The organism is Actinoallomurus sp. CA-142502, from assembly GCF_050936355.1.
Lineage (GTDB): Bacteria > Actinomycetota > Actinomycetes > Streptosporangiales > Streptosporangiaceae > Actinoallomurus > Actinoallomurus iriomotensis.
Map to the genome: position 1 here is coordinate 5,318,060 of NZ_JBNJMY010000001.1, position 13,252 is coordinate 5,331,311.

Here is a 13,252-nt window from a genome sequence, read left to right on the forward strand (position 1 = left end):
TGGCGCGCGTCCGCGGGGTACGGGCAGACCGGCCGGGCGCGCGTGACCGTGGCGGAACGGTGCCGAGCGCGAAGCGGTCAGTACGACCCGGACCTGGCGTTCTTGTGCGAGGTGTCCAGCGTGCCGCTCCGCAAGCAACCCGGTCAGCGCGCGGCACTCGTGCCGGCCTGGGCGATGTGCTCGGCGATCAGGCGGGCGATCTCGCCGGGCTGGGTCAGCGGCACCCAGTGCGGAGCGCGGACCGGGCGCACCTGGAGCCGCTCGGCGAACGGGCGGGCGGCCTCGGCGGCCAGCGCCGGAGTCACGAACGCGTCCCCCGTCGCGACCACGACCTGGGTCGGCACGGTCGTACGCCGCTCGCCCGGGGCGCGGCGGCGGCCGAGCATGTTGGCGCGGTAGAGGTTCACCCCGGCGGCGGCGTCCTCGGCGAGCGTCGGCGCCGGGTGCGTGCGGACCGCCACGCCCTCGGTGCGTTCGAGCAGGCTCGCCCAGCGGCGGGCGAGCATGTGCCGCCAGACCAGCTCGGGCACGACCGGGGTCTGGAACGCGGCGATGTACCACGAGTGCGCGAGCTGCCGGGCGACCGCCCGTACGCCTGAGGGCCGGCGCAGGCCCGCGCGCATCCAGCGCGCGGCGTGGTCGAGGCACGGGCCCGAGATCGAGGTGAACGAGGCGAACCGCTCCGGCATCGCGCAGACCGCCTCCCACGACTGGATCGCCCCCCAGTCGTGGCCGGCCAGGTGCACGGGCGCGCCCGGGCTCACCGCGTCGAGCACCGCCCGCATGTCCGCGACGAGGTGCTCGAACCGGTACGCGTCGCGCTGCCGGGGCCGCGACGAGGCGCCCGCGCCGCGTACGTCATAGGTGATCACCCGGAACCGTGCCGCCAGCCGCTCGGCGACCCCGTCCCAGACCGCGTGGGTGTCCGGAAAGCCGTGCACGAGGAGGACCGCAGGACCCCGGCCACGTTCGTGGACGGCCAGATCGACGCCGTCCCCCTGGATCCGCCGCGAGTGCTCCGCGGCCTGAGCATCGGCACGTGTCCCTTGGTCGCGTCCGCTCCTCACTCGCTCCGCGGGTGGCTCGTCCCTCACCGCCCACTCCGCTCGCTCGTTCGCTTCCGCTCATTGGACACGGCGTCCAATATATGCCGGTCCGGCACCATCGGGTCAAGGGCCAGGTTCGATCCGGTCCGCGCCGGCGTAGACGTTCATCGACGCGCCGCGTAGGAAGCCGACGAGGGTCATCCCGGCCTCTTCGGCGAGGTCGGCCGCGAGCGAGGAGGGCGCCGACACGGCGGCCAGCGCCGGCACGCCCGCGAGCAGCGCCTTCTGCGTCAGCTCGAACGAGGCGCGCCCGCTGACGAGCAGGACGTGCCCGGTCAGCGGCACCCGCTTGTCCTTCAGCGCCCACCCGACCACCTTGTCGACGGCGTTGTGCCGCCCGACGTCCTCACGCATCGCCAGCAGCGTGCCCTCGGCGTCGAACAGCCCGGCCGCGTGCAGCCCGCCGGTGCGGTCGAAGACCCGCTGCGCGTCGCGGAGCGTTTCGGGCAGCCGCGCCAGCGTCTCCGGGGCCAGCCGCGCCGGGTCCGCGCTCACGTCGTACCGCGACCGCTGCCGGATCGAGTCGATGCTCGTCTTGCCGCACACCCCGCACGCGCTGGTCATGAGGAACGACCGGTCGACCGAGACCTCCGGCGGCTCGACACCCTCGGCGAGCGTGACGTCGATGACGTTCATCGTGTCGGTGTCGGCGCAGTAGCGCATCGCCCGGATGTCGTCGGCGGACCGCACCACGCCCTCGCCGTGCAGGAACCCGGCGACCAGGTCGAAGTCGTCACCGGGGGTGCGCATCGTCACCGACAGCGGGCGCCCGGCCAGCCGGATCTCCAACGGCTCCTCGACCACCAGCGTGTCGGGCCGCCCGCGCGCGCCCCGCTCGTCGATGTGCGCGATCCGCCGCCGCACCGTCACTCGGCCCATGCGCCCGACGCTACCCCGTTGAGCGGTGAGAACACGGTCGTGGGCGGGGGTGGTGGCAAGATCCCCCATAAAGGATGTTCAATAAGCGGGTGGGCATCGAGTATTGGCCGGTACTCCGCCAGCTCACCGGTTCCGACCGGCTGGGGCGTGGCAAGGCCGCGCGGTCGAAGGACACCGACGCGCTCCGGGCGCGGACGGGCCAGGCCGACCGGGTCGTCGAATCCGTGTGTCCCTACTGCGCGGTCGGATGCGGGCAGAAGGTCTACGTCAAGGACGAGAAGGTCATCCAGATCGAGGGTGACCCGAACTCCCCGATCTCGCGCGGACGGCTCTGCCCCAAGGGGTCGGCCAGCAAGCAGCTCGTCACCTCCCCGGGCCGCCAGACGAAGGTCCTCTACCGGCGTCCCCACGGCACCGAGTGGGAGTCGCTCGACCTCGACGAGGCGATGGACATGATCGCCGACCGGGTGGTCGACGCGCGGCGGAGCGGCTGGGAGGACACCTACGAGGGCAAGCCCGTCCGCCGCACGATGGGCATCGCCAGCCTCGGCGGCGCCACGCTCGACAACGAGGAGAACTACCTCATCAAGAAGCTCTGGAGCGCGCTCGGCGCGATCCAGATCGAGAACCAGGCCCGTATTTGACACTCCGCCACCGTCCCCGGTCTGGGGACCAGTTTCGGGCGCGGCGGCGCCACGACGTTCCAGCAGGACCTGGCGAACGCCGACTGCATCGTCATCCAGGGCTCGAACATGGCCGAGTGCCACCCGGTCGGGTTCCAGTGGGTGATGGAGGCCAAGGCGCGCGGCGCGAAGGTCTTCCACGTCGATCCGCGGTTCACCCGCACCAGCGCGGTGGCGCATCGCCACCTGCCCATCCGGGCCGGCAGTGACATCGTGCTGCTCGGCGCGCTGGTCAACCATGTGCTGAGCGGCGGCCACGACTTCCGGGAGTACGTCCTCAACTACACCAACGCAGCGTCGATCGTGGGCGAGGACTTCCGCGACACCGAGGACCTCGACGGCCTGTTCTCCGGCTACGACGCCGAAAAACGGGAGTACGACCCGACGAGCTGGGCGTACCAGAACGGCGACGCTCAGGCCGCGGCCGGTGCGCGGGACGAGGCGAAGACCGACGACGACCGGTCCCACGAACACGGGCCGGGCGCGACGTTCGAGGCGACGCCGTCGCAGACCGGGCACGCCCCGCGCCGCGACGAGACGCTGGAGCACCCGCGCTGCGTCTACCAGATCCTCAAGCGGCACTTCGCGCGGTACACACCCGAGCTGGTCGAGGAGATGTGCGGCATCGGCCCGGAGCGGTTCGCCGAGCTCGCCGACGCCATCGTGGCGAACTCCGGCCGCGACCGGACGACCGCGTTCGTCTACAGCGTCGGCTGGACCCAGCACACGGTCGGCGCCCAGTACATCCGCACGGCCGCGATCCTGCAGCTGCTGCTGGGCAACATCGGCCGGCCGGGCGGCGGCATCCTCGCGCTGCGCGGGCACGCGAGCATCCAGGGCTCCACCGACATCCCGACACTGTTCAACCTGCTGCCGGGCTACCTGCCGATGCCGTACGCCCACGAGCACGAAGACCTCGACACCTACCTCGAACGCGCGGCCGGAGACACCGGCTTCTGGGGCAACAAGCGTGCCTACATGGTCAGCCTGCTCAAGGCCTGGTGGGGCGACGCCGCCACCGCGGACAACGACTTCTGCTTCGACTACCTGCCGCGCCTGACCGGCGACCACGGCACCTACCACACGGTGCTGGACCAGATCGCCGGCAAGGTCAAGGGCTACTTCCTCATGGGGGAGAACCCGGCCGTCGGGTCGGCGGGCGGGCGGCTCCAGCGGCAGGGCCTCGCCGCGACCGAGTGGCTCGTGGTGCGCGACCTGAACCTCATCGAGAGCGCGGAGTTCTGGAAGAACTCCCCGGAGATCGCCGCCGGCGAGACCAGCCCGGAGCAGATCGCCACCGAGGTGTTCTTCCTGCCCGCCGCGGCGCACACCGAGAAGGACGGCACGTTCACCAACACCCAGCGTCTGCTCCAGTGGCACCACAAGGCGCTGGACCCGCCGGGCGACGCGCGCAGCGACCTGTGGTTCATCTACCACCTGGGCCTGCGCGTACGTGAGCGGCTGGCCGGTTCAACGGATCGGAACGACCGGCCGATCCAGGAGCTGACCTGGGACTATCCGGTCGAGGGGCCGCACGACGACCCGTCCGCCGAGGCCGTGCTGGCCGAGATCAACGGATACGACGGCGACGGCAGGCCGCTCTCCGGCTTCACCGCGCTGAAGGACGACGGCTCGACCTCCTCCGGCTGCTGGATCTACTCCGGCTGCTACACCGGCGGCGTCAACCAGACCGCGCGCCGCAGGCCGGGCCCGGAGCAGTCGTGGGTGGCGCCCGAGTGGGGCTGGGCCTGGCCGGCGAACCGCCGCATCCTGTACAACCGCGCCTCCGCCGACCCCGAGGGCCGCCCGTGGAGCGAGCGCAAGGCCTACGTCTGGTGGGACGGCGAGCAGTGGACCGGCCACGACGTGCCGGACTTCGAGAAGACCAAGCCGCCGTCGTACGAGCCTCCGGAGGGGGCGACGGCGCAGGACGCCATCGCCGGGACCGACCCGTTCATCATGCAGACCGACGGCAAGGCGTGGCTGTTCGTGCCCAAGGGACTCGTCGACGGGCCGCTGCCGACCCACTACGAGCCGCAGGAGTCGCCGGTCGCGAACCCGCTCTACGCCCAGCAGGACAACCCGGCCCGGCAGCTGTATCCGCGGCGCGGCAACCGCTACCACCCCGCCGGCAGCACGGTGTACCCGTACGCCTTCACGACGTACCGGCTCACCGAGCACCACACGGCGGGCGGCATGAGCCGCTTCCTGCCGTACCTGTCCGAGCTGCAGCCGGAGATGTTCTGCGAGGTGTCCCCGGCCCTGGCGGCCGAGCGCGGGCTCACCAACGGCGGCTGGGCCACGATCGTCACCGCGCGGACCGCGATCGAGGCGCGGGTGCTGGTCACCGAGCGGATGTCGCCGCTGCGGATCCAGGGCCGCACCGTCCACCAGGTCGGGCTGCCCTACCACTGGGGTACCTCCGGCGTCGTGCGGGGCGACTCGGCCAACGACCTGCTGCCCATCGTGCTCGACGCGAACACCCACATTCAGGAGAGCAAGGCCGCGACCTGCGACATCCGCCCCGGCCGCCGTCCCCAGGGCGCCGCGCTCGGTGCCCTCGTACGCCGCTACCGCCGCCAGGCGGGAATCCCGGAGGACTGAGATGAGCGACAGCCTGTACGGGCCGCTGCACGACGTCGCCGAGGACGCGGGGTACGCCGACCCGCCGGCGCGCGCCGGGTTCTTCACCGACACGTCGGTGTGCATCGGGTGCAAGGCGTGCGAGGTGGCGTGCAAGGAGTGGAACGCCATCCCCGACGATGGGTTCGCGCTGACCGGCATGTCGTATGACAACACCGGCCAGCTCGGCGCGAGCACGTGGCGGCACGTGGCGTTCATCGAGCAGTCCCGGCCCCGCGAGGTCGGCGACGGCGACGGCGGCACCCGCTGGCTCATGGCCTCGGACGTGTGCAAGCACTGCACGCACGCCGCGTGCCTCGACGTGTGCCCGACCGGCGCGCTGTTCCGCACCGAGTTCGCCACCGTCGTCGTGCAGCAGGACGTCTGCAACGGCTGCGCCTACTGCGTGTCGGCCTGCCCGTACGGCGTGATCGACCGGCGTGAGGGCGACGGCCGCGCCTGGAAGTGCACGATGTGCTACGACCGGATCGGCGACGGCATGGAGCCCGCGTGCGCCAAGGCCTGCCCGACCGACTCGATCCAGTACGGGCCACTGGACGAGCTGCGCGAACGCGCCCGTGCCCGCCTCGACGAGCTGCACGCGGAGGGCGTCGCGGAGGCGCGCCTCTACGGCGAGGACGAGAACGACGGCGTCGGCGGCGACGGCGCGTTCTTCCTGCTGCTGGACGAGCCGGAGACCTACGGCCTGCCGCCGGACCCGGTGGTGACCACGCGCGACCTGCCCGCGATGTGGAAGTGGGCCGGGGGCGCCGCGGCGGCCCTGGCCGGCTGCGTCGCCGTGTCCTTTCTCGGGAGGCGCTGATGCCGAACCGCGGGGGCGAGCGGTCGATGGTGCCGCGCGCGGAGTTCGGGTCCTACTACGGGCGGCCGGTGCTGAAACGGCCGCGCTGGCAGGCGCCCCACCTGCCCGGCTACCTCTACTTCGGCGGGCTGTCGGGAGCCGCGGCGGCGATGGCGGCGATGGCCGACGCGACCGGGCGCGGGCGGCTCTCGCTCACCGGCCGGGTCACCGCCGCGACGGCCGCGGCCGCGGGCTCGGCGCTGCTCATCGCCGAGCTGGGGCGACCGGAGCGGTTCCTGAACATGCTGCGGGTGTTCAAGCCGACCTCGCCGATGAGCGTCGGGTCGTGGGTGCTGGCCACGCACGGAGGTCTCACCGGCCTGTCGGCCGCCTCCGGGGTGACCGGGATCGCGCCGTGGCTCGGCCGGGCCGCCGGCGCGGGCGCCGCGCTGACCGGCCCCGTACTGGCCACCTACACCGGTGTGCTGATGGCCGACACGGCCGTTCCGGCCTGGCACGAGGGGTACCGTCACCTCCCGCTGCTGTTCGCGGGCAGCGCGCTCGCGAGCGCGGGCGCCGTCGGGATGGCCGCCGTCCCGCGCGGGCAGGCCGGGCCGGCGCGACGGATGGCCCTGCTGGGCGCGGGCCTGGAGCTCGCCGCGGCCGGCACCCTGGAGAAGGGCGCGGGAATGCGCGAGCAGGCCGAACTCATCTCCGAGCCGTACCGGACGGGGCGCGCGGGCACGCTGCTGCGTCTCGGCCGCGGGCTCACGGCGGCGGGCGCGGCCGGCACGCTCGTCGCCGGCCGCAGCCGTACCGCCGCGGTGGTGTCCGGGCTCGCCCTCACCGGAGGCGCGCTGTGCACGCGGTTCGGCGTCTTCTACGCCGGGCTCGCCTCGGCCGAGGACCCCAAGTACACCGTGGTGCCCCAGCGGGCCCGCCGGGCTACTGGCGCTTGAGGCAGAGCACGTAGCTGAGGAAGGTGTACTTCTTGCTCTTGGCCCAGAACGCCGTCGTGTAACCCGAGACGCTCCTGCACTTGTTCTTGTCCGACGTGCCGGAGAACCGCTTGAGCACCTTGTACGGCGCCGAGTCGCAGTCGGTCTTGAACATCTTCAGGTCCGGTGCCTTGCCCGCGATCCGTACGCAGTCACCGGCCTGGACGAACATCGACTCGTCCACCGTGGGCGAGCCCGACGGCGTGGCGGAGTCGGACGGTGTCGGGAGGGTGCTCGGCACGTCGTTCGGCGGTGTGTAGCTCGGAGCCGCGGTCGGCTGCGTGCTGGCTGCCACCGGGTTGACGGGCTTCTTGCCGTCGTCGCTGCTCAGCGCCCAGATGATCGCGCCGCCGCCGCCCAGCAGCACCAGCGCCGCCACGATCGCGACGACGACGATCGGCCCGGAGTTGCTCTTGCCGGGCGGTCCGGGAGGCGGAAGCGGTCCCCAGCCGCCGGGACCCATCGGGTCCTGCGGCCCGAACCCGCCGGCGCCGGGCTGGCCCCAGGGCGGAGGACCGCCGGGAGGCTGCTGCGCGCCGTAAGGAGGCTGCTGGCCGTACGAGGGCTGCTGGCCGTACGGCGGTTGCTGCCCGTACGGAGGCTGCTGTCCCGGTTGTCCGCCCGGGTAGGGCGGAGGCTGCGAAGGATAGCCGCCAGGCCCCTGTCCCTGTGGCTGCTGGCCGTAGCCCTCGGGTTGCTCATGCACGAACGGCCGCCCCTTCTTTCCCCGTAAAACGTGTCCTCTTACCCAACTAGGACTCGCCCCACTGCGCAAATTGCTCTTTTACCTTCGACGGTGGTGTTTACCGTTTGGATCCCGGCGAAACGCTCTGATGACCGAATTCGGTCATCACTGAGACAGAGGGGGTGCGGGCGTGTCGGTGCGGGTCAGCCGCTCGCGGGGTGCTCGGCCATCAGGGCGCGCAACGGCCGGATTCCGGCCGCGAGGGCGGCGCCGGTCACGAGCGCGAGAAGCGCCAGGGTAAGAAAGTAGGCCGGTTCGGACAGTACGGTGCCGGCCAGCCGGGTCATCTGGCCGCCGACGGCGTCGCCCACGGCGATGGCGAGGTACCACAGGCCGATCATCTGGCTGGCGAACGCCCGCGGCGCGAGCTTGGTCGTCACCGACAGCCCGACCGGGCTCAGGCACAGCTCACCGGTGGTCTGGATGAGGTACGTGACGACGAGCCACAGCGCGGAGACCCGGACGCCGTGAGAGGCCTTGGCCGCGGCGAACATCATGACCACGAAGGACAGGCCGACGAGCACCATCGCGGCGGTGAACTTCAGGGGAGTGCTCAGCCGGTCGCCCGTCCGTACCCACAGGGCGGCGAACGCCGGGGCGAGCACGATCACCATGATGGGGTTGATCGCCTGCAGCCAGCTCGACGGCACGTCCCAGCCGGCCACGGAGAGGTCGGTCTTGTGCTGCGCGAACGTCGTGAGTTCCGTGGCGGCCTGGTCGTAGACCATCCAGAACACCGACGCCGCGGCGAAGAGCCAGACGTAGGCGCGCAGCCGGGCGCGCTCCTCCGAGGTGATCTCGTGGCTGCCGAAGAACATGAACGCGAAGTAGGCCACGGCGACGCCGAGCGGGACGACGGCGACCGCCCAGGTGATGTTGTCGAGCGTGAGCGTGCCGGTGGCCGCGCCGAGGAGGACGATCGCGGCGACGGCGGCGGAGCCGGCGAGGACGGCCGTGTGCAGGTGGCGGCGCTCCCGGTCGTCGAGCCGGCGGGACGGCCGCCCGCCGGGCAGGTGCCGGCGGCCGAGGACGTACTGGGCCAGGCCCAGCGCCATGCCGACCGCGGCGACGCCGAAACCGAGGTGCCAGGACACCTTCTGCCCGAGCGTGCCCACGACCAGCGGTGCGAGGAACGCGCCGAGGTTGATGCCCATGTAGAAGATGGAGAACCCGGCGTCCCGGCGGGCGTCCTCGTCCTCGCCGTACAGGTGGCCGACGAGCGTGGCGATGTTCGGCTTGAGCAGCCCGGTGCCGGCGATGATCAGGGTGAGCCCGAGGTAGACGAACCCGGCGCCGCCGGGCATCGACATGGCGATGTGCCCCAGCATGATGATCACGCCGCCGTACAGGACGGACGGGCGCGGCCCGAGCATCCGGTCGGCGATCCAGCCGCCGGGCAGCGTGACCAGGTAGACCATGGCCGAGTACACGCCGGCCAGCGCCTTGGCCGTGCCATCCGCGAGGCCGAGGCCGTGCTCGGCCGCGGGGGCCGCGAGGAACAGCACGAGGATGCTGCGCATGCCGTAGAAGCTGAAGCGCTCCCACATCTCGGTCAGGAACAGGGTGGCGAGCCCCCGCGGATGCCCCAGGAAGCGGCGTTCGCGGCATGCGTCGGTCGCCGATGCGGCCATGCGGTCTCCCCCGAATCTCCGCAGCGGCCATGAGAGTGTGCCTGCTTCGTACCCTCGGCGATCTACTCGCGAACGATCACGGTGTGGCTTTCGCGCCCGATGAGCTCGCCGACGACCGGGGCGCCCGGGATCTCTCCGGCGACGAGGAGACCTCCGGAGGTCTGCGCGTCGGCCAGCAGCAGCCGGTCCTCCTCCGCGACGCCGCCGAAGTCGGTGTGCGGGCTCACCCAGGAGAGGTTGCGTCGCGTGCCACCGGAGACGAAACCGTCCCGTACCGCCTCGCGCGCGCCGTCGAGGTAGTCGACGGCGGACGAGTCGATCACCGCGGTGACCCCGCTCGCCCGCGCCATCTTGTACAGGTGGCCGAGCAGGCCGAAGCCGGTGACGTCGGTGGCGCAGGCGTGACCGCGGTCCAGCGCGACCCGTGAGGCGCCCGCGTTGAGGGTCGTCATCGCCGCGACGGCCTGGGGGAAGACCTCGCCGGTCGTCTTGTGCCGCGTGTTCAGCACGCCGATGCCCAGCGGCTTGGTCAGGCAGAGCGGCATGCCCGGGCGTCCGGCGTCCAGGCGGAGCAGCCGCGCCGGGTCGGCGAGGCCGGTCACGGCCATGCCGTACTTCGGCTCCGGGTCGTCCACGCTGTGCCCGCCCGCGACGTGGCAGCGCGCCTCGCGCGCCACGTCGAGCCCGCCGCGCAGGACCTCGCGTGCGAGTTCCATCGGCAGCGTGTCGCGCGGCCAGCCCAGGAGGTTCACGCCGACCAGTGGACGGCCGCCGACGGCGTACACGTCCGAGAGGGCGTTGGCCGCGGCGATCCGCCCCCAGTCGTACGGGTCGTCGACGACGGGCGTGAAGAAGTCGGCCGTGGCGACCACGGCGTTGTCCTCCTCGATCCGCACGACGGCCGCGTCGTCGCCGTCGTCGAGGCCGATGACCAGGTCGTCCGGGCGAGGGGCCTCGATGAGCCCGGCCACGACCGACTCGAGCTCGCCCGGCGGGATCTTGCAGGCGCAGCCGCCGCCGTGGGCGTACTGCGTGAGCCGATACTTCATGAGGCCCCTCCGCGTCGGTGTTCCGCGACGGAACTCATCCTGCCGTAACCCTTGTCCGAGCGGAGTTCTCCATGGTGCGATGCTGCCCTGTAAGCGAGCACTGACACCGGAGGCGTGTGATGGGCGTGCTGGAGGAGCGGGCCGAGGTCGAGAAGATGATCGCGGGTGCCACGATCGCCGACGCGCTGCTGGAGACGGCGACGCGGCATCCGGACGCCCCCGCCTTCACCCAGGGTGAGGAGACTCTGACCTGGTCCGAGGCCCGGGATCGGGTGCTGCGGATCGCCGCGGCGTTCACCGCGCTCGGCCTGGAGCCGGGCGGCACGGTCGCGCTGATGATGCCCAACCGCACCGAGCACGTCCTGGCCGACCTCGGCGTCGTGCACGCGGGAGGCGTCCCGACCACCCTGTACGCGACGCTGGCACCCGAGCAGATCGCGTACGTTGTCGGCGACTGTGACGCCCGGTACGCCGTCCTGGACGGCCCGTCCCAGGTCGAGCGCTGGGCGCCGGTCCTGTCCCGGCTGCCGGACCTGCGGGCGGTGATCGTGCTGGAGGACTGCCCGTCCGGCGATCCGTACATGTCGTGGGAGAAGTTCCTGCGCATGGGGGAGCCCGGCGTCGAACGCTGGCGCGACCTCACGCCGGACTCCACGCTGACCGTGCTCTACACCTCGGGGACGACCGGCCGCCCCAAGGGCGTCATCGTCACGCACCGCATGGCGCTGTACGAGTGCTGCGTGTCGGACATGACGTCCGAGCTCCCGGCGGGCAGCGTCGGTGTCTCCTACCTGCCGTTCGCCCACATCGCCGACCGGGTGATCAGCATCTACCTGCCGGTCGTCCGCGGCACGCACGTCTACTTCTGCCCCGACCCGGGCGGACTCGCGGCCACGCTGGCCCGGGCGCGCCCGCACGGCTTCTTCGGCGTGCCCCGCGTGTGGGAGAAGATGATGGCCGCCATCCAGGCCGTCCTCGCCGCGGAGCAGGACGACTCCCGGCGCGCCGCCGTCACCGCCGCGATGGACGCCGGACGGGCGTACGTCGAGTCGTGCGAGTACGGGCGGGAGACGACCCCGGCCGTGCTGGAGGCGTTCCAGCGGGCCGACGAGACCGTGCTCGCGCCGATGCGCGCCCTGATCGGCCTGGACCGCGTACGGCAGACGCTGAGCGCCGCCGCGCCGCTGCCGATCGACGTGGCGCGCTTCTTCGCCGGCCTGGGCCTGCGCATCCTCGACGTGTACGGGATGACGGAGACGACCGGCGCGGCCACCGCGAACCGGCCGGACTCCTTCAAGCTCGGCACGGTGGGGCGGGCGATGCCGGGCATCGAGATCCGGATCGCCGACGACGGTGAGATCCTCATCCGCGGCACCATCTGCACGCCCGGCTACCTCAACCGGCCCTCGGACGACCTGCTGGACGCCGACGGCTGGGTGCACACCGGCGACCTCGGCGAACTCGACGACGACGGCTTCCTGAAGGTCGTCGACCGCAAGAAGGAGATCATCATCACGGCGGGTGGGGAGAACATCGCCCCGTCGCTCATCGAGAACCTGCTGAAGGAACACCCCCTGGTCGGCCAGGCCCTGGCGTACGGTGACGGGCGGCGCTACGTGGTGGCCGTGCTGACCCTGGACGGCGAGGTCGCACCGGCGTGGGCCGCGGCGCGCGGCGTCGAGGGAGACCTGGCGGCCCTGGCGTCCCATCCGCTGGTCCTGGAGGAGATCGCCCACGCCGTCGAGGCGGCCAACGGCCGACTGGCCCGCGTACAACAGGTCAAACGCTGGCGCCTGCTGCCGGACGAGTGGACGGCGGAGAGCGAGGAGCTGACACCGACGCTGAAGCTGAAGCGCCGGGTGATCCACGCCAAGTACGCCGACACGTTCGCGACCCTGTACGACGCCTGACCGCCTGCCGATGGGTCGCTCGCCGGGCGGCGCAGGGAACCGATGACGCTCAGCGTCGACGGACGCCCGCCTCACCAGCAGGACGACTGACACGAACCGACGCAGAGGGCCCGGCGTCCCCTGGGGAACCCGGACGCCGGATGGCGCGGGGTCCGTCATTCGGCTTCGAGGACATGCCGGGTCTCCCGCGCCGGCTGGTTCTCGCCGTCCCGCCGACGGTGACCGGCCATTCCTTTCGTGTCCTTCGGTCGTTGGCCTGTCGCCGGAATTCTGTCGGGCCCGGCCAAGGTGCCGTTCGGTGGATTGCTCGTCTTACCGGAGATTCCGGAGGTTCCGGGGAACCGGTGTGAGGCGGTGAGCGTCTGTAGGGCATGACCCGGATCTTGGCCGTCGCCGTCACCGTGCTGGTCGCGGGCTGGGACGTCGCCGACGCGCTCACGCCGTCCGGGGTTCTGCTCGCCGCGGCGGCTCTCGCCGTTGCCGGGCTGGTGCTGCTCGCCGCGCGCCGTCCCGCAGTGCGGTTCGCCGCGGAGGGGGCCGGGCCGTCGCCGGCGATGCGCTCGCGTGCCCGCCGTACCGCCATCGTCCGGCTGTGCGACCCCAACGCCGCGGGCCGCCCACGTCCCCGAGCGCCGTCGGCCCGTACCCGGGCCGCACATCGTTAGCGCCGGTTCTCCCGAGCCCGCCGCGCGGCGGGCTCGCCGTGTCGTCGCCTGACCGGTTCATTCCGCTCCGCGGGGAGACGCCCCGCCGAGCGGGTGGGGCCCCTGGCCTCCACCGTCCGCCGGGCCCCGTGGCCGCCGCGCGGGTGCGGCCCTTCCGCCTGT

Annotated in this window: 10 protein-coding genes; 5 read left to right on the plus strand and 5 right to left on the minus strand. The window is 72.3% G+C overall.

The window, feature by feature from the left end; all coding sequences use genetic code 11:
• Nucleotides 1-143: 143 nt before the first annotated feature.
• Nucleotides 144-1,094 (minus strand): alpha/beta fold hydrolase, encoded by a 951-nt coding sequence (locus ACQEV1_RS25340; RefSeq protein ID WP_433396524.1) that lies wholly within the window; start codon nt 1,092-1,094, stop codon nt 144-146.
• 75 nt (nt 1,095-1,169) lie between these two features.
• Nucleotides 1,170-1,985 carry a formate dehydrogenase accessory sulfurtransferase FdhD gene (gene fdhD, locus ACQEV1_RS25345; protein WP_433396526.1) on the minus strand — a complete coding sequence of 272 codons (816 nt, stop codon included), beginning with the start codon at nt 1,983-1,985 and terminating at the stop codon, nt 1,170-1,172.
• Between the two features lie 74 nt (nt 1,986-2,059).
• Between fdhD and fdh the strand changes: the two genes are divergently transcribed.
• From fdh to nrfD, 3 genes are read left to right on the plus strand one after another with little or no spacing between them, the layout of a single operon-like run.
• Nucleotides 2,060-5,272, plus strand: coding sequence for a formate dehydrogenase (fdh, locus tag ACQEV1_RS25350; RefSeq protein ID WP_433396528.1), 3,213 nt, complete (start codon nt 2,060-2,062; stop codon nt 5,270-5,272).
• Between the two features lies 1 nt (nt 5,273).
• Nucleotides 5,274-6,113 (plus strand): 4Fe-4S dicluster domain-containing protein, encoded by an 840-nt coding sequence (locus ACQEV1_RS25355; protein ID WP_285583385.1) that lies wholly within the window; start codon nt 5,274-5,276, stop codon nt 6,111-6,113.
• Nucleotides 6,113-7,051, plus strand: coding sequence for an NrfD/PsrC family molybdoenzyme membrane anchor subunit (gene nrfD, locus ACQEV1_RS25360; protein ID WP_433396530.1), 939 nt, complete (start codon nt 6,113-6,115; stop codon nt 7,049-7,051). Before ACQEV1_RS25355 ends, nrfD begins: the two co-directional genes overlap by 1 nt.
• Here nrfD and ACQEV1_RS25365 read toward each other — a convergent pair.
• The 3 genes from ACQEV1_RS25365 to selD form a co-directional block, all read right to left on the minus strand.
• Complete coding sequence (locus ACQEV1_RS25365; RefSeq protein ID WP_285624840.1) at nt 7,038-7,796, minus strand: LppU/SCO3897 family protein; 759 nt, start codon at nt 7,794-7,796, stop codon at nt 7,038-7,040. The genes nrfD and ACQEV1_RS25365 overlap by 14 nt on opposite strands.
• A 182-nt stretch (nt 7,797-7,978) precedes the next feature.
• Nucleotides 7,979-9,466, minus strand: a complete 1,488-nt coding sequence (locus tag ACQEV1_RS25370) for a peptide MFS transporter (RefSeq protein ID WP_433396532.1) — start codon at nt 9,464-9,466, stop codon at nt 7,979-7,981.
• A 62-nt stretch (nt 9,467-9,528) separates the two neighbouring features.
• Complete coding sequence (selD, locus tag ACQEV1_RS25375) at nt 9,529-10,515, minus strand: selenide, water dikinase SelD (RefSeq protein ID WP_433396534.1); 987 nt, start codon at nt 10,513-10,515, stop codon at nt 9,529-9,531.
• A gap of 119 nt (nt 10,516-10,634) precedes the next feature.
• On the opposite strand from selD, the gene ACQEV1_RS25380 reads away from it, so the two are divergent.
• Nucleotides 10,635-12,425 (plus strand): AMP-dependent synthetase/ligase, encoded by a 1,791-nt coding sequence (locus ACQEV1_RS25380; RefSeq protein ID WP_433396536.1) that lies wholly within the window; start codon nt 10,635-10,637, stop codon nt 12,423-12,425.
• Between the two features lie 371 nt (nt 12,426-12,796).
• Entirely contained in the window at nt 12,797-13,090 is a 294-nt protein-coding gene (locus tag ACQEV1_RS25385; protein WP_285624829.1) for a DUF6412 domain-containing protein, read from the plus strand.
• The last annotated feature ends 162 nt before the right edge of the window (nt 13,091-13,252 follow it).

Coding starts and splice junctions, on each gene's coding strand:
- selD (WP_433396534.1), bottom strand. CDS start 10,515: ATGAAGTATCGGCTCACGCAGTACGCCCACGGCGGCGGCTGCGCCTGC.
- nrfD (WP_433396530.1), top strand. CDS start 6,113: ATGCCGAACCGCGGGGGCGAGCGGTCGATGGTGCCGCGCGCGGAGTTC.
- ACQEV1_RS25370 (WP_433396532.1), bottom strand. CDS start 9,466: ATGGCCGCATCGGCGACCGACGCATGCCGCGAACGCCGCTTCCTGGGG.
- ACQEV1_RS25385 (WP_285624829.1), top strand. CDS start 12,797: ATGACCCGGATCTTGGCCGTCGCCGTCACCGTGCTGGTCGCGGGCTGG.
- fdhD (WP_433396526.1), bottom strand. CDS start 1,985: ATGGGCCGAGTGACGGTGCGGCGGCGGATCGCGCACATCGACGAGCGG.
- ACQEV1_RS25355 (WP_285583385.1), top strand. CDS start 5,274: ATGAGCGACAGCCTGTACGGGCCGCTGCACGACGTCGCCGAGGACGCG.
- ACQEV1_RS25380 (WP_433396536.1), top strand. CDS start 10,635: ATGGGCGTGCTGGAGGAGCGGGCCGAGGTCGAGAAGATGATCGCGGGT.